The sequence below is a fragment of the Dyadobacter soli genome, from assembly GCF_900101885.1.
Taxonomy (GTDB): Bacteria; Bacteroidota; Bacteroidia; order Cytophagales; family Spirosomataceae; genus Dyadobacter; species Dyadobacter soli.
On the sequence record NZ_FNAN01000001.1, the window covers coordinates 227,174 to 246,490 of the forward strand.

General features: G+C 51.7%; 13 protein-coding genes. 5 read left to right on the forward strand and 8 right to left on the reverse strand.

From position 1 onward, the window contains the following. Positions 1–322 precede the first annotated feature (322 nt). The 3 genes from BLQ88_RS00815 (at position 323) to BLQ88_RS00825 (ending at position 4,355) form a co-directional block, all read left to right on the forward strand. Complete coding sequence (locus tag BLQ88_RS00815) at positions 323–856, forward strand: YceI family protein (RefSeq protein ID WP_090146282.1); 534 nt, start codon at positions 323–325, stop codon at positions 854–856. A gap of 133 nt (positions 857–989) precedes the next feature. Further along, positions 990–1,805 carry a helix-turn-helix domain-containing protein gene (locus tag BLQ88_RS00820; protein ID WP_090145759.1) on the forward strand — a complete coding sequence of 272 codons (816 nt, stop codon included), beginning with the start codon at positions 990–992 and terminating at the stop codon, positions 1,803–1,805. Between the two features lie 99 nt (positions 1,806–1,904). Further along, positions 1,905–4,355 (forward strand): TonB-dependent receptor domain-containing protein, encoded by a 2,451-nt coding sequence (locus BLQ88_RS00825; protein ID WP_090145761.1) that lies wholly within the window; start codon positions 1,905–1,907, stop codon positions 4,353–4,355. Positions 4,356–4,358: 3 nt separating this feature from the next. Here the strand turns inward: BLQ88_RS00825 and BLQ88_RS00830 are convergent, their stop codons facing one another. The 7 genes from BLQ88_RS00830 to BLQ88_RS00860 form a co-directional block, all read right to left on the reverse strand. Continuing rightward, positions 4,359–6,578, reverse strand: coding sequence for a S41 family peptidase (locus tag BLQ88_RS00830; RefSeq protein ID WP_090145763.1), 2,220 nt, complete (start codon positions 6,576–6,578; stop codon positions 4,359–4,361). A gap of 138 nt (positions 6,579–6,716) precedes the next feature. Continuing rightward, positions 6,717–7,469, reverse strand: a complete 753-nt coding sequence (locus BLQ88_RS00835; protein WP_090145764.1) for an SDR family oxidoreductase — start codon at positions 7,467–7,469, stop codon at positions 6,717–6,719. 67 nt (positions 7,470–7,536) lie between these two features. Next, positions 7,537–8,097: a TetR/AcrR family transcriptional regulator gene (locus BLQ88_RS00840; protein WP_090145766.1), complete on the reverse strand. Its 561-nt coding sequence runs from the start codon at positions 8,095–8,097 to the stop codon at positions 7,537–7,539. 157 nt (positions 8,098–8,254) lie between these two features. After that, positions 8,255–9,466 carry a DUF4374 domain-containing protein gene (locus BLQ88_RS00845; protein WP_090145768.1) on the reverse strand — a complete coding sequence of 404 codons (1,212 nt, stop codon included), beginning with the start codon at positions 9,464–9,466 and terminating at the stop codon, positions 8,255–8,257. A gap of 31 nt (positions 9,467–9,497) precedes the next feature. Further along, entirely contained in the window at positions 9,498–11,894 is a 2,397-nt protein-coding gene (locus BLQ88_RS00850) for a TonB-dependent receptor (protein WP_090145769.1), read from the reverse strand. 92 nt (positions 11,895–11,986) lie between these two features. Beyond that, complete coding sequence (locus BLQ88_RS00855; protein ID WP_229212515.1) at positions 11,987–12,391, reverse strand: hypothetical protein; 405 nt, start codon at positions 12,389–12,391, stop codon at positions 11,987–11,989. A 24-nt stretch (positions 12,392–12,415) separates the two neighbouring features. Continuing rightward, on the reverse strand, positions 12,416–12,946 hold the full coding sequence (locus BLQ88_RS00860; protein WP_090145771.1) for a Panacea domain-containing protein: 531 nt from the start codon (positions 12,944–12,946) through the stop codon (positions 12,416–12,418). Between the two features lie 223 nt (positions 12,947–13,169). Here BLQ88_RS00860 and BLQ88_RS00865 point away from each other — a divergent pair, with 223 nt between their 5' ends. Both BLQ88_RS00865 and BLQ88_RS00870 read left to right on the forward strand, forming a co-directional pair. Continuing rightward, positions 13,170–15,698, forward strand: coding sequence for a phosphocholine-specific phospholipase C (locus BLQ88_RS00865; RefSeq protein ID WP_090145773.1), 2,529 nt, complete (start codon positions 13,170–13,172; stop codon positions 15,696–15,698). Between the two features lie 58 nt (positions 15,699–15,756). After that, positions 15,757–16,662 carry a sugar phosphate isomerase/epimerase family protein gene (locus BLQ88_RS00870; RefSeq protein ID WP_176884849.1) on the forward strand — a complete coding sequence of 302 codons (906 nt, stop codon included), beginning with the start codon at positions 15,757–15,759 and terminating at the stop codon, positions 16,660–16,662. A 240-nt stretch (positions 16,663–16,902) separates the two neighbouring features. Here BLQ88_RS00870 and BLQ88_RS00875 read toward each other — a convergent pair whose 3' ends face one another. After that, entirely contained in the window at positions 16,903–19,254 is a 2,352-nt protein-coding gene (locus tag BLQ88_RS00875; protein WP_176884851.1) for an outer membrane beta-barrel family protein, read from the reverse strand. Positions 19,255–19,317: the final 63 nt, after the last annotated feature.

Genomic DNA, 19,317 nt, shown 5'->3' on the forward strand with positions numbered 1-19,317 from the left:
AGGATAAGTCGCATTCGACTCGCGGACAAATATCGAGCTAATTGTTAACATGACACGAATGAATTCTAGAATATGATTCTACAAATCGAGGCTTTTTATATCGAATTTTTTCTAGAAATAAAGTTTTAAAGGCCATTCTGGGCTGGCAAATCACCAGGCGCTATACCAGAGTATACTGGTAACCTCGGAGTAAGCAGTCGATCTCGCGTGTGGATGAGGGCTAATTTTGTATCGCCGCCCGGCCCTGATGGCAGGCTGTCCGAAACGGCTTCCTATGAGGGCCAGGTGTGAAAGTATTCATACCATCAAACACAATGAAATCATGTCAAAGACAACCTGGAATGTAGATGTTGCACACTCAGAAGTGCAGTTTAAAGTAAAGCACCTCGTCATTTCGACGGTAACCGGTTTTTTCCGCACTTTCAGCGGATCGGCATCGACCGAGGGCGATAGTTTTGAAAATGCCAATGTGAATTTTACCATCGATGTCAACAGCGTAGATACCGGCCAGCCTGGCCGCGACGAGCATTTGCTCAATGCCGATTTCTTCGAATCGCAAAAGTTTCCCCAGTTTAGTTTTGTTTCTACATCTCTGAAAAAGGACAAGGGCGATTTGTACAAACTTGTTGGTGACCTGACTATCAAAGGTGTTACCAAAGAGGTAGAACTCTCAGCCGAATACGGCGGTACGGAGCGCGATCCGTGGGGAAATACCAAAGTCGGTTTCGAAGTAAGCGGTACCATCGACCGCAAGGAGTTTGGCGTGACGTTCAACTCGCTGACCGAAACGGGCGGCCTCGCATTGGGTGAAAACATCAAAATATTGGCGAATATCCAGCTCGCGAAACAAGCATAACAGCCATTATTTAGAGTAGCTGATGTGCGAGAGGGTGTCCTGTTTCGGGGCACCCTCTTTTTCTTTATAAAGGTTTTTTAACTTAATTTACATACTCTATTAAATCACTAGAATATCCCCGTGCCCCGTTTGCATGCAAATCGAGATTAAGAATAAGCTGAACGACAAGGAGTTGTTCAGGATCAAGAGAATGAAGGAGGTGATCAAGGCCACCAACCCACACGGCCATAAGGAATATCTCGAAATCATTTACCTCACGCAGGGCGAAGGTGTTCACCAGATCGATCATCACCGTTTTCCGGTAAGCGTCAACAGTTTGTACCTCGTCTTGCCGGGCCAGATTCACAATTGGGCGCTCACAGCCATTCCGAAAGGCTTTGTGCTGATGGTACAGAAGGATTTTCTGCTCGGCCATCCGTTATACGATGTGCTTTTTCAGACATTCCCCCTCGCATTTGACAGCGGTTACTCGCTCGAAACCACGGGTAGGACCGTTCAGGGGATTTTCGAAAGTATTGAAAATGAATACAATGCCAGGCAATCTAATTACGAAGCTGTTATCCAGACCTACCTGCTGCTGCTCTTTAACCTGCTGAAACGCGAAGCGCATTCCGACCGCAGCCAGCCTGAACCTCCATTGCTCAGATCTTTCTTCGAACTTGTGGCGACGCATTACAAAACCACGCATGAGGTAGCCTGGTACGCAAGTGAACTGAATGTGACCGCCAAAACCCTGAATGCCAACTGCCGGAAGTATCTCGACAAGACGGCCGGGGCGGTGATCAACGAAAAATTGACGGCGGAAAGCAAGCGGCTGCTGCTATACTCGCAGGCCAATATGGGCGAAATCGCCTACGAACTCGGTTTTACGGACCCTTCGCATTTCAACAAGTTCTTCAAAAGGCAAACGGGCGTCCTGCCGAGCATTTACCGCAAAGGAATTTCCTAGATATACCAGTTTTCGGACGGAAAATACAAAAGTCTACTGATTTTGTAGGGTTATTTTTGCCGCAGCACTCAACACCATGAACAGGCGGAAATAACCCTTATGAAGTTCTTTTTTACCATCGCATTCCTTTTTGGGCTGATGCCCCCCGCCGTGGCGCAAAGCCAGGTTACTATTACTGGTATAATCACCGACCAGCATACCGGTAGCGGCTTGCCTTATGCGGCCGTCGCATTATATCGCTCGGCCGATTCGGTGCTGGTGAGTGGTGTCCTGGCCGACGATAAGGGTGGTTTCCGTTTTGAAAAACTGAACGCGGCAGCCTATTACCTCGAATCGCAATACATGGGCTACCGGAGGACCCGCACGTCAATACCCGGAGGTTCAGGTGTGATCGAATTGCCGCCCCTGGCCATGCAGGCAGATGGCCGTGTCCTCGACGCGGTGAAGGTTACCGGCAACCGCGCTGCCGTGGAGAGCCGGATCGACCGGCAGGTGTACCGCGCCGGCGCATTCCTCAGCAGCCAGGGCGGGACGGCGGTAGATGTGCTCAAAAACACGCCCTCGGTGACGGTGAACGGCGAAGGTGACATTACACTGCGTGGCTCTACGGGCTTCCTCGTGCTCGTGAATGGGAAACCTGTGCAAACCGACCCGGCTGTCGTGCTCAACCAGATTCCCGCCAACAGCATTGAAAATGTGGAGATTATAACCAGTCCCTCTGCACGTTACGACCCGGACGGGAAGTCGGGGATCATTAATATTACTACCAAAACCGTCGACAGGAATAGCCAGAGCCTGAGCGTGAATGTACAGGCCGGGTTACCGTCGGTTCATACTTATAATAATTTGAAAAACCCGCAACGTTTCGGCGCGGATGCGGCCTGGGGCGTGAAAGCAGGCAAATGGGAGGTTAACCTGAGCGGAAATTACCTGCGCAACGATATTACCGGCCGCAGGATCGGGGATGTGAACACAACGATAAATGGCGTTTTTACTGCCTTTCCTTCGGACGGCGAACGCAGTTTCAAGCGGTACAACTACACCGCACGGGCATCGGTCAGTTTCACGGCCGGTCCTTCCAATGTGGTTTCAGCAGGTTTTTACAAGGGTTATCGTTTCCAGTCGCGGAGGGCGGATTTGGTTTATAATAATACTAAAACCGACCTGGAAACGGGACAGAACTTGGGTAAGATCACCTATTTCAATTCCAATATCGCGGAGAAAACAGCTGACGTCATTTCCGGTAACCTCGATTACCTGCACCGCTTCGGTAACAAATCGGAGCTGACATTGTCGGGACTAGTCGAGTCGGCGGACCTCGACGGGCTGACGACCAATATCAATCTCGTGGAACCCGGTCGCACGCGTACATTGCAGCGCACACGCAACCCGAGTGAGAACCCGCTGAATGCATTGCGGTTACAGGCCGATTACGTTATTTCCATCGGTAAAGGCAAGCTGGAAACGGGTTACCAATACCGCAGTCAGGTGCAGAAAGGTGTATTTCAATATTTGGATCAAAACCTGGAAACCGGTGAATTTGTGCTGGTACCACAGTTTTCCAGCCGGACACGCCTGCGAAACCAGATTCATTCGGTGTACGGGCAATACGGCGGGAAATCCGGCAAACTGGAATACTCGGGCGGTTTGCGGTACGAATATGCTACCCGGCAGTTCACCGCTGAGGGTAACACCACGCGCAACCTCGACCTTTCGAACTTCTTTCCATCGGCCCAGTTGCAATACCAGTTTTCCCAAAGCTGGCGTGGAAAGGCGGGTTACACGCGCCGTGTACAGCGCACGACCAACAACGAGTTGAACCCGTTTCCCGAACGTGAGCATTCCGAAACCCTCGAATCGGGCGACGCCGACATCCTGCCCGAGTTTATCGGTCAGGCGGAAGTGGGTGTGGTGAAGGAGTTTGAAAAGGGGAGTGCTTTTGCAACAATCTATAACCAACGGATCAAAAACGTGGTTAACCGGGTGAACAGCGTGTACAACGACACCATTATCAACCGCATTTACACCAATGCCGGCCTGGCGACTTCCTGGGGCATTGAGCTCGGAGCAAATGCCAACCTGACCAAATGGTGGCAACTTTACGCGGGTGTGAACGTGTACCGGTACGCGATCGAAGGCGGGCTTTTCCGGAATACCGTTGTCGTGAGTACGTCGAGTGTGGTCTATTCTTTGAATGCCAATACTACATTTAAAATCACGCCTACGTTTCAGGTACAATGGGCGATCAGCTACCTCTCCCAAAGGGTGACGGCGCAGGGAGAGGATTCGCGGTTTGTGAATCCGTCGCTATCCGTAAAAAAGACGTTCCTGAAAGGCAAACTCGCCGCGACATTGCAATGGCAGAACATGGATATGGGCATCGTGGGCGCTAATCAGCAGCGTATCTCTACTTGGGGCAGAGACTTTTACACTACTACCAATTACATTCAGGAAACGGATATTTTCTTAGTAAATCTGAGCTATAACCTCAACCAACTCGTCAGAAAAGCAAAACTCCCGGCGAGCGAGTTCGGCGACCGGGAGTTTTGATGGTTACTTTCCGTTGATCAGTTCCAATGCTTTTTCCAGCGGTTCGTCGCGGCCGTCGGCAACCCCCCGGATTGTCGGCTCCACTTTGACTTGCGGCACAATGCCGATTTGCTGGGTTTCGCGGCCGTCGGGGTAGTAAATTCCGATGCCGCTGATGCCGGTATGGAGGCCGCCGGGCAAAGCAATGGGCGACACATTACCGTCCGCGCCCGCAGTGGTGCTGCCGATGACAGTTACATTCGAAGCGGCGGAAAACGCCATAGTCGTGTACTCCGACTGGCTCATGCTGTTTTCATTCACGATCACAATCACTTTGCCTTTGTACGGAGATGGGTTGGTTTTCCCCACTTTCAGTTCTGGCAGCCAGACGAACAGGCCGGGAGTCTGGAACCGGGCATTGGTAAATTTTACGAAAGGTTTGGGTTCCGGCAGAAGCAGTTGCCCGAATGAAAAGACCATGAAATCCGATGGATAACAGCGCATATCCACAATCACGCCCTTGCTTTTCATCAGCTCCGGCGTGATGGCCGGTAAGTAAGCGTTTTTGAATTTCCCCGGGAAAATATAGGCTACGTCCGATCCTATCATTTTAAAGCAGGTGTCTTTTTTATTAAAATTGGCATAAATATTGACCTTAGTGCGCGGGTACAGTGCAATGTTGGCTTTTTGTACTTTTCCGGCCCGCTTGTAAGTAATGGCAAGCGTTGAATCGTTGCTGCGCAGCAGGTTTGGCGCCAGGGTTTTCAGCTGAATGACTGCATTCGAAGCGGGCGTATACGGCTTCTGGTCGTTGATGATCTGTTTGATGTTCCTGCCGTTGATCGTTTCGATTACGTCGCCCGGTTTCAGCCCCGTTTGTTCACCCAATTGCGCATTATAGTAATTGACAACTACCGGTTTGCCTTCTACGAAACTTAGCTCCACTGGCGCAAAATTTTTCCCGAAACGCTTGTCCAGCGCTGCATGATTGCCGTACAGGTTTGCATGGGAATCCTTTACACGTGCTATGAGCGCGAGGGCGGCGAGCTTGTACTCCGTTTCGTCGGCGGCCATCACGAACTTGGGCACAAATTCCTTCAACACCGTGTACCAGTCTTCGCGAATGAGGGGCTTGTAGGGGAAAAAATACTCGATCATATTCCAGTAGCGGAACAACGAAAGGAGCCTGAAACCCGCATCCGGGTAGGCCATTCCCTGATAGGCATTTTCATTTTTAAAATCGGGATTACTAGCACCGGGATTGGCCGCGACGTAATACAGTTCGCCCTTCCGTTCTGCCTGCCGGATCGAATCCAACTTGGCCGACAATGCTTTATCCGACGCATTGATCCAGCTAAAATCCGGTTTCAACGCCGCGTCCGCTGGAATTGTTTGGGCAGTCAATGCCTTGACAGGGCCTAACTTAGCCAGCCAATGCGTGAGCGCCTGCTGTCTTTCAGCGTCGGTTTTGGCGGCGATGTAGGGCGCAGCCACACGGAATAGCTCATAATCCATATTGAAATTCCCGCCAGCCACCGCAGGATGATGGTATTTCAGAAAACCCCAGATCCTGCCCAGTTTCGCGAGATTTTCGGTTTGCTCTTTTGAAAGTGGGTATCCCGGACCAAGCGCGAGTTTTGAGCCGTTGTCAAACTCCGTGTCGAGCTCGGCGGTGGGGATTTTCCTCTGAGGCGCCTCGGCGAACGGCTTGCCGTCGATCAGCAACTCGAACTGATCGATCCAGACCGTGCCGGAGCCGACGAGCAAAGCACCAATGTATACTTTTTCGGCGCGGGAGGGGTAGGTGAATTTGATGGTGTATTGCTTCCAATCAGCGGTTCCATGCAAGTTTTCTGACTGCATGTTGCTCATATTCAGTATTCCGGGCTTTCCGTCGATCCGCAACATCAGTCCGGCCCAGCCTTTCTCCACGTCCTTAAATTTCATATATCCCCGCAGCTCGATTTCCTGACCGCTGTATGAAACCGGGATCATGTAAGCCGCGCAGCCAAATTGGATATTGTCCATCGACGTCGGCGACTGAATGCGTACTGATGCTTTTCCCTGGTATTTTTCCGTGGTGTCGGTGGTGAGCATGTAGCCTTTTCCCCATTCCATCCAGGGGCTGGGCATTTTTTCTGTAAAGGGTGTTTTTTCAAAATTAAAATCTGTCGATGAAGCTTGCTGTGCCAGGGAAATTGTTCCGTAAAGCCCTAGCAGAAGCAATGTCAAAATGTACCGCATGAGTAAGGTTTTTCTTTGTAAAAGAAGAGTTACACATGCTGATACTGTAACCGAATGTGAAAAAAGTGTTACCCGATGATAAATAGAAATCCCCGATGCATAAATGGATGCACCGGGGATTTCGACTGCGCGATGTTCTTACCAGGGAAGCGTATCGTCCAGGAAGAAAAAGCCGCCGGTAGGTCCGTCGGCACCGATGGTGGCCAGGCGTACGCTGGTTGCGGCACCGTCTTCGGGCGTCATAGGGGCTACCGAGCCGCCCAGCGGGGTTTGTACCCAGCCAGGGTGTACCGAGTTCACTTTCACGTTCGTATCTTTCAGTTCATGGGCCAAATGTACGGTGAATGCATTCAGTGCGGTTTTAGACGCGCCATAGGCGAACATTTTCACGGCGTAGGTTTGCGAGGTAGGGTCGGAGTGGAGGCCAAGCGAGCCGAGGGTGCTGGAAAGGTTCACGATCCGGCCGGCGTCCGATTTCTGAATGAGGGGCAAAAGGGCTTGCGTACTGAACACGACCGCGAAGAAATTAGCCTCCATCGTATCCCGCAACGCCTCGCGCGACAGCCCGCTCGTGGCACGCTCCCGTCCGATAGCTGCAAAAGGCTCGCCTTCGCGACTTATCCCCGCATTGTTGATCAGGATGTCGAGCTTGCCGAATTTGCTTTCGAAATAGTCGTGGGCAGTTGCGTAATCGGCCTCGTTAAGTACATCGAACCGGATGGACTCGGCGGCAATGCCTTCGGCTTTCAGTTTTTCCACGGCTTCGCGGCCTGCTGCTTCGTCGCGGGTACCGATGACAGGCAAAATGCCCGATTTGCCCAGTTTGCGGGCTGTTTCAAATCCTATTCCGCGGTTACCGCCGGTAATGAAGGCTACTTTTTGTGTCGACATGGTTGTTTTATTTAAGATATTATAGATTATTATACTTACTGGTAAGTAAGTAATTTGGGCAAAAAAATTATGGTTTGAGTTCCAGTTTCAATTGTGCTACCACGGCCAGGTAATGGTCGTTACCGATGAGCCGCGCATGCTGCAATGCGCCGGCTAATGCGGAAGTCATTAATGCGGCCTTTCCTGCGGCACTACCTTTAAAATGAAATGCACCATCGGCCTTACCGGCTTCCAGCACGCGGGTGAACCAGCCTGTTACCTCGGTAAGATAGGCCGCCGCCTCCTGGCGCATGGAGTCGGGAAGTTGCTTGTAGTCCGACGCGCTCGCGCCGATCATACAAATGCGGTTGCCGTTTTCGAGGTACTGCTGGTAGAGGCTGAGAAAGGCGTCCAATTGTTCCGTGTGGCCTTTGCCCTGCACACTGGCAGCGAATTTTGTAAATACCTCATGGTCACGGCGCACCACGTCCAGTCCAAGATCTTCCTTACTGGGAAAATGGTAATGCACGGCCGCATTCTTCATGCCGAGCTGCGACGAGATCTGCTGGTAGCTCAAAGAAGGGTAGCCTACCTGCTGCACCAGTTCGGTGGCCAGTTCGGCAATTTTATCCTTTGTTTCCGATCTCATAGCGAATGCGTTCAGATGATGGTTCAAAATTACTTACTAGTTAGTAAGTTTTGCAAGCGTTTTGAAAAATTTTTTTTTAAACAAAAAGAAGAAGCCCCGCGGAAATACACCGCAGGGCCTTTCTGATACACCAGACTTGTTCCTGATAATGAGTTAGTTATTTGGTTTTTTCCAAACGAAGGATATAATCGATACCATCCACGAACTCGGCACCCTTGGTCAGCTTGTCGGCCGACGGGTCGTATTCCCAGATGTAATCCTTGTCCACTGCATTGACAGCGATATATGCTTTGCCATCTTCCACCACGACTGCATTCACCATGCGTTCGCCTTTATCGGCGGGGAGATCGAGTTTTTTAATGAATGCACCATTCTTCACGTCGATCACCGAGAACGAATGGTCGGCGTCGATGCTCGTGCCCGCTACACGCGTGCGCACGATGGCTTTTCCGTTTCCGATGTACCACATTGCAGGGCCCATTCCATTGCTGGTTTTGGCCGAAAGATCGAAATAGTAGGCCGGATCGAGCGTGGTAGCGCCTTTTTTGATGCGGTAAACAGACGAGGGCGATTTGTAATCGTACCCGCTCACCGGATCGCTGATGAAATAAATGTCGCCGTTTTCATCCTGGAAAGAAGCCGGCGCATACACGATCGGGCCGCCCGGTGTAGTGGAACGGGTATCGGTAATGGTGCTCTCCGTTTTCATCGAAGGGTAGCTCACAACTGCCACATTGAATTCGTTGTAAACAGGCATGTTGGGGTAAAGCGACCAATCGGACGATGAGAACTGGTAACCTAAGAACAGCTTTCCGTCGCGGTACTCGGCAAAACCGATGCTGTAACCGTCGAATCCTTTCGGTTTCGCTTTCAGGTCGAGTTTACCGGTGGTGACGGTCATATCGGCCACTTTCACAATCGCATAACGGCCTTCGCTTTCACCATCGCCGAAGATCACGACGGTCTGGTCGTCGATCCATGCGTAGGAGCTCCAATTGAGGAAAGTGAAAGGCACTTCCTTATCGATTACCAAAGCTCCATTTTCAACATGGTACTTGCCGAAACGGCCGCTGCCGAAGTTGGCGTGGTAGTAAAATCCGTCCTTCTGAATAATATCCTGGGCATACACTTTGCCGGTCATCTCGGCGCCGTTGCCTTTGAGGCTGATGGTACCGGTGGTGAGCGACGGCACGTCGGCAATGTAATAGGCGGTGTTGGGCCATGAACCTACGCAAAGGATGGCCGAATATTTGCCTTCTTCCTCCACGGGTGTGTTCTGGATGTCTTCGCTATCGGTGCATCCGTTGAGGGCAAGAGCGGTGAGCGCGATGAGCATGGCTTTCGCCGGGTAGCTGAAAAATCTGTTCATTTTCGGGTGTTATTAATAAAATTTGGGTTGCTTAATGGATGAAATAGCGGAGCTTCACCGCGAATGCACGACCGGGTTTTTGAAGCCTGAAATTGTCGTAGGCCAGGTCGTTGGTGAGGTTGCGGCATTCTGCGGATACGTTGTAGCGGCCGTTGGCAAAGGAGTAGCTCAGTGTCGCGTTGTGGATCAGCTGGCTCGGGATCGTGGACTTGCCGTTCACATTGCCGAATGCCTCCCAGGTGAGGTAAAACCAATGCACATACTGCGCAAACCAGCTGAATTGCAGGCGCGAACCTTTCATAAACACATCGTTTTTCCCGATACCGAAATTGGCATTGCCGAAGAACCACGGCTGATTAGGGATCTTGTTCTTGTAAGTCGCTTCCGGCACATTGGAAGCAGTGCTGCCGAATTTGGTCATATTCACCGCACTCTGGTAAGTCGCATTGACATTGAATGAAAGCAGGTCGGCGTAGTCGTACCGCAGTTCCGCCTCGAAGCCCGTCACACGTACATTCGACTTATTTTCGTTTTTCAAAGCTTTGGAACGCTGGTCGGCAACCGGGTAAATGAAGTCGGAAGCATTGCGGTAAAAACCGGCCGCTTCGGCGAAAAAGCGGTGCTTGCCGGTCCGGAAGCCATAATAGGAGCCGAGGTTCACATTGTCGCTGCGCTCGGGTTTGAGGTCGGGGTTAGGCTGGACATTCAATCCATCCCCGAAAACCTCTTCCACTTCCTGCAAACGGAATGTGTGCTCCACGGAGAGCTTCACGCCCAGGTCGGGCAGGATTTTGTAACGGCTGGCAAGGCCGTAGCCGTAGTTGGGAAACTTGTCGGTCAGCACCCGGTAGCCATTGTCGATCCACTTCTTGCGTTCGAGGCCAAGGCCGTAGTATTTGGCAAAAAATGTATTGGTCCAGCGCTTGTCGAGCAACTCCTGCTGGTAGGCCAGGCCGAGGATCTGCTTGGTCATAATGCCCGGCATATCGTCGCCGGAGACGAGCAGTTCATTGTAATTCTCGTTTTTAAGCCGATCGATCGTGTAATTCAGGTTGAAGGAATGCCGTTCGTTCAGCGTATAGCTCGCATTCGCACGCAGGAACGCACGCGGGCGGATAATGTGCGAAAGCGATTTGATACCGCCCATTTCGGTAGCGCCCTTGGTCGTCCACGAGCCATCCCAGTAATATTGGCGGAGCAATGTATCGGCAGTCAGATATTTGTCTGTCGAGAGTGAAGCAAACAGGTTCACATCCAGCCCGTTCACAAGCAGGTTGCTTTTTTTGTACCGCAATGTTCCCGTCGACGATTTGCCTTTCCGCTCCACATTACCATACACAATGGCCTGTTCGAAACCCGTTTGCTGGTCCTGGCGGCTCTCTGAATAACCGAAACCGGCATACAGCACATCCGCCCAGCTTTTATTGGTAATCCCCACTTCCACCTGGCCCATACCTGAGCGGTAATGGTCATGAAAGCGCTTCACGTCGGTATTGACGAAGTTCGCGCCATTGAGGTCGGTGATCTGGTCGCCCACGCGGGTGCCGCCTTCGAGGATCTCGACGCCCTTCATGGTGTAGTTGTTGTCGGAATAATTGAAAAACCCGCTTGCTTTCACCGTAATGCCCGTCGGCTTGTGGACGTACTGCGCCGTAAGCGCCGAACGGTGGGTGTTAAACGAGCCGTAGCTGTGGCTTAGGTCGAGGTAGTTGGTTTGCTTCTGGTTGGTGATCACATTCACCGCGCCGCCCATCGCATCCGAGCCGAGCTGTACCGGCACCACGCCTTTGTACACCTCGATCCGCTCCGAAAGGTTCACCGGAATGTTGTTCAGCGACATCGCGCTGCCCATCACTTCCATTGGAACACCATCGATAAAGTATTTGACCGCCTTACCCGAAAGGCCATTGATCGAAAAGTTGAAGTTCGATCCAAGCCCGCCCTGCTCGCGGATGCGGACGCCCGCGCTGCGGTTCAGTACCTGGTTAAGGTCTGCTGTTGTGTTCTGGAACTGCTTCGTTTCGATCGCATTCACCGTAAACGGCTGTTCCTTCACCACCTGCGTTTCCGTTTTGCCGTAAACGCTTACTTCGTTGAGATTCTGCTGGGTTTCTTTGAGTTGAAAATTAATGGTAGCTGTCTTTCCGGGCTGAATGCTCACCGTTTCCGAAAATGCTTTGTAACCCATCAATGTGGCCTGTACCGTGTAGGAGCCCGCTTTTACGGCCGGAAGCGAAAAAAAGCCGTTCGCATCGGTCGTCACCCCGTGAGGAGTTTTCAAAATCGAAACCGTAGCGCCGGGCAGCGCCTCGCCGGCTTCTGTTTTAACATAACCGGTCACCGAAGGCACCTTCTGGGCGAACCCATCGAGCCCGTAAAAACTGATTGTAATCAGGAGGAATAAACGTGTAAATAAACTGCGTGGCATGAGGTGTTGAATCATATATCACCTTTTAGTAGCCCCAACGCACCACGACCGAAGGTCGGTTTTGAAAATTTTATTAAAATTTGATGAGAGCGTTAATCGTAGAGGCCGTAGCGTTTTTTGATTTTGCCTTTGATCGTCGGAGAGCAGCATAGCTGGCGTCTCACTACTTCGAAATCGTCTTGATTAAGCCTGCCAATGATGACTGCCGGTCGGTTTTGAATGATCGTGGAGAGCTCGGCTCGTTCGATGATTTTTAGTTTAGAGCAATCGACGAACGAGGTATGGTCGAGATAATCCCTGCCAGCGGCCTGGAATTCAATATGCTGGCATTGAAGGTCGAGATTGTAATTGACCTTCATATTGAGTTCGGTATTAATGTAAACCGATGCCAGTGTCAAGCAATCCTCAGACTCGCCGACAATGATGAAACGCTTGATTTTGGGCGGATTGGTATCTTTGACCATCATGCGAAGGACGGTCCCGATCAATGAAGCCATTGGAATGATAGCAGCTCTGAATTATCATTCAAACTTCGCCGAATGAATCAGCAACTGATCTTCAATGTATTTGACCATATGGCTATCCGCACCGCCGGCGCGGGCAATGGCAATGGGACTGATTTCTTTATCCCGGGGCGTATCGTTCCAGGCCTCGTCATGCGATTTGTCGGTCAGGGCATTAAAGCTGAGGTTTTTGTTTTCCTGTATGGACTCATCGATGCATTTCATTTCGGATTCCGAAAGAAAATCATGATCGGGATCGGCAATTCCTTCGATCGAAAAGCGGTCCATTGGTAGAAAATAAGAAGCGTATTTGACCTCGCCCTCTTTCACGCTCTTGTAAATGTCATAGGCAATCGAAGGAACCGGCCCGTTTTTCATCGCATGATAGTGATCCTGTGAAATGGCTGCGCCATACCTTACCAAATGCTTTTGCTCAGCAAAGTAGAGAATCTTGAAAAGCTTGTGAATGTCGGAGCGACCTCCCAGCTTTCGGAGAATGTAAAGTAGTAAATGGATTGTCCCTTCGATTTTTTCGTCCAATACGTTCATAGCTCAAAATAGGTTTTCCCTGTTTAATGGTGACCTGAGTGCAGAATGAATGAAGGAACATTTGAGTAGTGACACAAAAATACAAATAGTTTTGGAATTTTTACAATTTATCTGGATTTTTTCCAAAATTTCTTAACACTCCCATAACCCCACTCGGGTCTCCGCATCAGTAATTTTGCCGCTCGTTTTACTTGTACATTTAACAACCACCCAAACTAAACCCATGGATTCAAGAAGAGATTTTATTAAAAAGGCGGCGATGCTGGCCGGGGGCGCGGGGGCGGCGAGTTTGTTCCCCGAGTCGGTGCAACGGGCGATGGCGATTAGTCCCGACCCGAATACGACGTATCTTGATGCCGAACACGTCGTAATCCTGATGCAGGAAAACAGGTCGTTCGACCATACCTACGGCAAATTGCAGGGCGTGCGCGGTTTCAACGACCCGCGGGCGATCGACCTGCCGAACAAGAACAAGGTATGGCTGCAAACGGACCGGAAAGGCGATACTTATGCGCCCTTCCGCCTCGATATTAAAAACACCAAAGCCACCTGGATGCACGACCTCCCGCATTCACGCGAGTCGCAGGTGGATGCGTACAATGGCGGCAAGTATGATAAATGGCTCACTTCCAAGCGTTCGGGGCATAAGGAATATGCCGAAATGCCGCTCACGCTGGGGTATTACGACCGCGAGGATATCCCGTTCTACTACGCGCTGGCCGATGCATTCACCATTTGCGACCAGAATTTCTGCTCGTCGATGACGCCCACGCATCCCAACCGCTACTACCTCTGGTCGGGCACGATCCGGGAAAAGCCGGAAATGGATTCGCTGGCGGTCGTGCGCAACAGCTATTTTTCCATCAACAAGCCCGTGAAATGGAAGACGTTCCCCGAACGTATGCAGGAGGCCGGTATCAGCTGGAAATTTTACCAGAATGAAGTGGGCGCAGTGGTGCAGTTCCACCCGGGCGTGGGCTCGTGGCTGAGTAATTTTGGCTGTAACCCATTGGAGCGTTATGCGCAGTATGGTGTGAAGTATTCCAAAGATTTTATCCATTACGCGACTTTGGAAGTGGATAAGACGAAGAAAGACCTTCCTGCATTGAAAGAAAAAATGGACGCGGCGGCGGGTGCGGAAAAAGACAAACTGACCAAATCCTGGGAGCAGCGCCACGCATTGCTCGAACGCCTCGAAGCGGATCTGGCGGAGTTCAGCGAGGAGAATTTTAAAAAATTGTCGGTATTCCAGCAGGAGCTGCACCGAAATGCATTCGTGACGAACCGTAATGATCCGGATTACCTGAAATTGTCATCGATTTCTTACACGGAAGGCGGCGAAACGCGCAATATCAGTGTGCCGAAGAGCGATATTTTCTACCAGTTCCGCAAGGATGTGAATGAGGGCAAGTTACCGGCGGTTTCGTACCTGGCTGCGCCGCAGAACTTCTCGGATCATCCGTCGGCGCCGTGGTATGGTGCATGGTACATTTCCGAGACGCTCGATATCCTCACCAAAAATCCGGATGTTTGGAAGAAGACGATCTTCATTCTTTGTTATGATGAAAATGATGGCTACTACGACCATATTCCGCCGTTTTCGATCCCTGATCCGACCAAGCCGAACTCCGGAAAGGTATCCGCCGGCATCGATGTCAAGGCCGAGTATGTACCATTGGAACAGGACGAAACCCAGGTGCCGAAGGCGAATGCACGGGGCGGGGCGATAGGCCTGGGCTTCCGGGTACCGTTGGTGGTGGCATCGCCGTGGTCGCGGGGCGGGAAGGTGTGCTCGCAGGTGTTCGACCATACCTCCATTATCCAGTTCCTGGAAGAGTTTACAAGCCATAAATCGAAGAAGCAGGTCCGCGAGACCAACATTACCGAATGGCGCCGGACGGTTTGCGGCAATATGAGCACGGTTTTCCAGCCATTCGACGCGTCGGCCTACAAAAAGCCGCAGCCCGTGAACCGCGACGAAATCCTGACGACCATTCACAAGGCGCAATTCAAAGAGGCACCTGCGAATTTCAAGGCATTGAATGCCGAGGAAGTAGGTAAAATCAATGCAAATCCGGTGGGATCGCCGTTTTTGCCTAAACAAGAACCGGGTACCAGGCCGTCGGTAGCGCTGCCCTACGAGTTGTATGTGAATGGGGCGCTTGCTGCGGATAAGGCCGCATTTGAAATTACAATGCATGCGGGGAATAAGGTATTTGGCCCAAAATCGGCCGGGGCGCCGTTTATCATTTATGCCATGAATACCTATGAAGGGGAGGCGCTGCGGGTTTGGAACTATGCCGTGAAAGCGGGTGATAAATTGACGGAATCCTTCAAACTGGCCGGTTTTGAAAACGGACAATACCATTTGCGTGTGTATGGCCCGAACGGCTATTTCCGCGAGTTCGCGGGGAATGCGCAAGAGTCCGGCGTTGCGATCTCCTGCGGTTATGTGCTGGATAACAAAGGTAAACCGACGGGCGATATCGAGCTGGTGGCGGTTAACCATAGTAAAAAGGCAGCGGCGCTTCAAGTGGCGGACAATGCCTATCAGCAGAAAAACATAGCTGTAAATGTACCGGCGGAAGGAACTGCAAAAGCGCTCATTCCGACTTCCAAAAGCCATCAATGGTACGATTTCAATGTGCAGGGAGGCGGAAAGGTTATGACAATGCGTTTTGCCGGACGTGTGGAAACGGGTAAGGAAAGTATCAGCGATCCGTTTATGGCCAACTCGGCACGCAAAATTTAGTCGAAAACATAAAGAAATCGCCGGGTCGGGCCTTATGCATTAAAACACCGATCCGGCGATGCTTCAAAAACCAGTTGCAATTTGCGCGTTACTAATGATGCTCCTGTCGTGCAGGACAGTTTCAGCACAAAAAAATAAGGGTACCGACAACATTTACGCCCGGCAAAACCTCATTGCCTGGTGCATTGTCCCGTTCGATTCCAAAGAACGTAATCCCGAACAGCGGGCCGAAATGCTCAACAAGCTCGGCTTCACGATGCTCGCGTACGACTGGCGCGAAAAGCACATTCCCGAGTTCGATGCCGAGCTGGAAGCCTTGAAAAAGCATCACATCAAATTGCAGGCATTCTGGCTGTATTCCGGCCCTAACCCTGAAAATGACAAGAACCTTCCCATTATCCTCGATTTGCTGAAAAGGCACAATGTCAAAACTGAGATCTGGTGCATGATCGGCGGGATCAAGGACCTGGACAAAATGACCCAGCAGCAGAAAATTGAAGCGGTGGCGAAACCGGTCGCGTACATTGCCGATAAGGCCGCGGAAATCGGCTGTACAGTAGGGCTTTACAACCACGGCGGCTGGTATGGAATGCCTGAAAACCAGCTGGAAGTCATGGATTATCTCAAAAGACCGAATATTGGCATCGTCTACAACCTGCACCACGCCGAGGAGGATATCGAGCGGTTCCCGAAGTTCTTCCCGAAAATCCTGCCGCATTTGATGGCCGTCAATTTAATGGGGCTTAGAAAGGGCAATCCTGTAAAAGTGGTGCCCGTCGGCGAAGGGGATGCGGAGGCTGCAATGATCCGCATTATCCGCGATAGCAATTACCGCGGGCCAATCGGCATTATCAACGAGGAAACCGCGCCGGATGCGGAGGTAGGGCTGACGATGAATGTGGGTGGCTTGAAGAAAATATTGAAAGAGCAGGGGGATCGTGGGGCGTTGGAAACTTATCGGTAGGGAGGATGGAGGAAAGGGAGGAAGGGGAGGATGGAGGAATGGGAGGAAGGGAGGAAACACGCTGGCGCGCTGGCACAAATCTCTGGATTTGTGCTTACTATTCGCAGGCCTCTGGCCGGTCGGTACCGCAATGTCGATTTTCCGTTATGACCGGCCGGAGGCCTGCGAATAAGGAGCACGAAGGTTGACCTTCGCGCCATTTTTTGTTTCCTCCTTTCCTCCATCCTCCCTTTCCTCCCTTTAACGCGCCCTATTCTGCTCCGTTTCCCCGGTTGAACGACTGTTAAAAGCAATCTTTCCGGCCCGGCCGAACTGGTAAACGGCGCTGATGCCGAAAAATGCGGTGGAATATGTCCGGTGGTAGTAAATGTTGGTCTGTCCAACGCTGTACTTGCCGTGAACGTGGCTTTGGTGAAAAATGTCGTTGGCCGTAAGCCTGATTTTCAATGCGTTTTTCCAGAAATCCTTTTCCACACCCACTGTCACCGTCGACCGGCTGAAATCGTTGTAAAGTCCCTGCGACCTTTCGCTGAGATACCAGGCCATCAGCTGGATTTTAAACAGGTGATTCACATCGAAAGTATTGTTCGAATAAGCGTAAAGCTGCGGCTTGGGTTTCAGGATTTCGAAACCATATTCATTGTCGATCAGCTTGTTGCGGCTCACGGTGAACGTGTTGGTGGTGCTCCACCACGCAATATTGAATGTAGCCGAGGCTGTGAGGAAAAAGAGGTGTTCTTTGGCGAGGTTGATGCCTTTGAGAATGTAGCTGTTTGGCGAACCGCCCCGTAATGCGGCGCCGCTGATCTTGTCCTTCGTATACGTGTAACCCGCGCGGACGTCGAGCTGCTTGTATTGCAGGCCGGTTTCAAAAGTGTGGATTTTCTCGGGCTGCATATTCGGGTTACCCTCGATGGTGGTGAACGGGTCCTGGTAAATCACAAACGGGTTCAGCGCCTGGTACCGTGGCCGGGTGATTTTAGAAATGTAGGAAATACGGCTTTGCAGGCCATTAGCGTAGTTTTTACTGACAAATAGATTTGGAAATACATTGAAATACCTGTCCCCGATAACTTGCCCGCCGCGCGCCGTAGTGTTGAGCGAATAGGTGGTGTATTCACCCCTTAAACCGGCCCCGAAACGCACATTACCTTCGAGATTACCCTGATAATTCACATGGGCAGCCGGTACTTTCTCCCGGTAGCGGAAATTGCTGCTCAGTGTCGGGTCGGGCTGGAATGGGCTGTCCCCGGCTGACACCAGGAAATCGGTTCCTGAACCATTGTCGGCATAGCTGAATTTCGCGCCGGTTTCGAGTTTGTGCCCATTGCGGAAAGCTTTGGTGTAATCGAACTGGGAACTTGAAATCTGAATGCGGATGAGCACGTCGTTCAATAGGTTCCGCAGGCTGGTACTGTCGCCAGCTACGCTGGTTTCGGCGATCCGGTCGTGCTGGTCTGTCGTAAACCGCGCATATTGGGTGCCGACAAACAATGCGGAGCCCAGCGTATCCAGTGCCTGCTGGAAATTGAGGGTGACAGCGTGGTTCCAGCGTTCCTCGTCCTTGGCTATCCGACTTTCATAAAAGCTGCTGCCCGACTTGTCCGTGAGCGCATTGCTGCTGTTCTGGCTACCGCCAAGGCTGTATAGATTTCCCTTGTAACTTAATGATATATAGCTGTTTGTGTTCAGGTTCCATTGTGCCCCTGCGCCAAAATTGGAATAGTTACGCATTTTACGCTGCCAGTCGGTCGTGAGGTCGGAATGCAGGAAATCGGTGGGCGAGGGGCGGGTGCGTGTGGTGTGCAACACCTCGCGGCTGTTGCCGGTTTGCAGGGCATAATTGGCTTGCAGCGAAAGCCTGTTGTGCGTGTATTGGGCATCGGCAAGCGTATTGAGCTCGCCGCCCGCGAATCGGGTGTAGGCATATTGCTGGGTCACGGAGCCGGTCATACCACCTTCGCTCAGCGATTTTGTGACAATATTGATCACCGCCTTGCCCTCGGCATCGTACCGGGCGGAGGGGTTTGGGATCACTTCCACGCGGGCAATGCGGCTCACCGGAATGGCCGCCATTTGTTCGTAAGTAATGGCCTGCCCGTTCAGGAATATCAATGCCTCGCCACGTCCTGCGACGCCCGCGCGGCCTTCGGCGAAGATAATGCCCGGTGACCTCCCAAGCAGCTCCGTGGCCGATATGCTACCGGCCAGAATGCTGCCCGTGACCTGGATTTCGGTAGTTCCGTTCGTGCCCTGGCGCACGAGCGGTGCCTGCCCGCGGACCGTCACATCCGCGAGCGCCTGTACATGCTCGTGCATGAGGATGGTACCTAGGTCGATTTGGGTGCGGCCGTTTGCATTGATCAGAATTAATGTGTCGGAAAGGCCGATACTGCTGAGCCGCAATGCCACTTGCGCGCGGTCGATGCCCGTGAAAGTAATGCGGCCGTCTTCGAACGGTGCACCTTGTAGCAATGCCGAGTCGGGTAGGGAAAGCAGGCGGGCGTACACTGCGACGGGTTGGCGGTTTACATCAACGACATTGCCCGAAACCGTATAGCGGTTTTGGGCAATGGTTATTTGGGTTAACAAAAAAAGGATGGAGAATAGGATGCCGGAAAGCTTCATGGCTGGGACAATGGATCTGGTTTGAAG

Excerpts from the sequence above, each read along its gene's own strand:
- BLQ88_RS00815 (WP_090146282.1), top strand. The coding sequence starts at position 323 with ATGTCAAAGACAACCTGGAATGTAGATGTTGCACACTCAGAAGTGCAG.
- BLQ88_RS00820 (WP_090145759.1), top strand. The coding sequence starts at position 990 with ATGCAAATCGAGATTAAGAATAAGCTGAACGACAAGGAGTTGTTCAGG.
- BLQ88_RS00825 (WP_090145761.1), top strand. The coding sequence starts at position 1,905 with ATGAAGTTCTTTTTTACCATCGCATTCCTTTTTGGGCTGATGCCCCCC.
- BLQ88_RS00830 (WP_090145763.1), bottom strand. The coding sequence starts at position 6,578 with ATGCGGTACATTTTGACATTGCTTCTGCTAGGGCTTTACGGAACAATT.
- BLQ88_RS00835 (WP_090145764.1), bottom strand. The coding sequence starts at position 7,469 with ATGTCGACACAAAAAGTAGCCTTCATTACCGGCGGTAACCGCGGAATA.
- BLQ88_RS00840 (WP_090145766.1), bottom strand. The coding sequence starts at position 8,097 with ATGAGATCGGAAACAAAGGATAAAATTGCCGAACTGGCCACCGAACTG.
- BLQ88_RS00845 (WP_090145768.1), bottom strand. The coding sequence starts at position 9,466 with ATGAACAGATTTTTCAGCTACCCGGCGAAAGCCATGCTCATCGCGCTC.
- BLQ88_RS00850 (WP_090145769.1), bottom strand. The coding sequence starts at position 11,894 with ATGCCACGCAGTTTATTTACACGTTTATTCCTCCTGATTACAATCAGT.
- BLQ88_RS00855 (WP_229212515.1), bottom strand. The coding sequence starts at position 12,391 with ATGGCTTCATTGATCGGGACCGTCCTTCGCATGATGGTCAAAGATACC.
- BLQ88_RS00860 (WP_090145771.1), bottom strand. The coding sequence starts at position 12,946 with ATGAACGTATTGGACGAAAAAATCGAAGGGACAATCCATTTACTACTT.
- BLQ88_RS00865 (WP_090145773.1), top strand. The coding sequence starts at position 13,170 with ATGGATTCAAGAAGAGATTTTATTAAAAAGGCGGCGATGCTGGCCGGG.
- BLQ88_RS00870 (WP_176884849.1), top strand. The coding sequence starts at position 15,757 with ATGCTTCAAAAACCAGTTGCAATTTGCGCGTTACTAATGATGCTCCTG.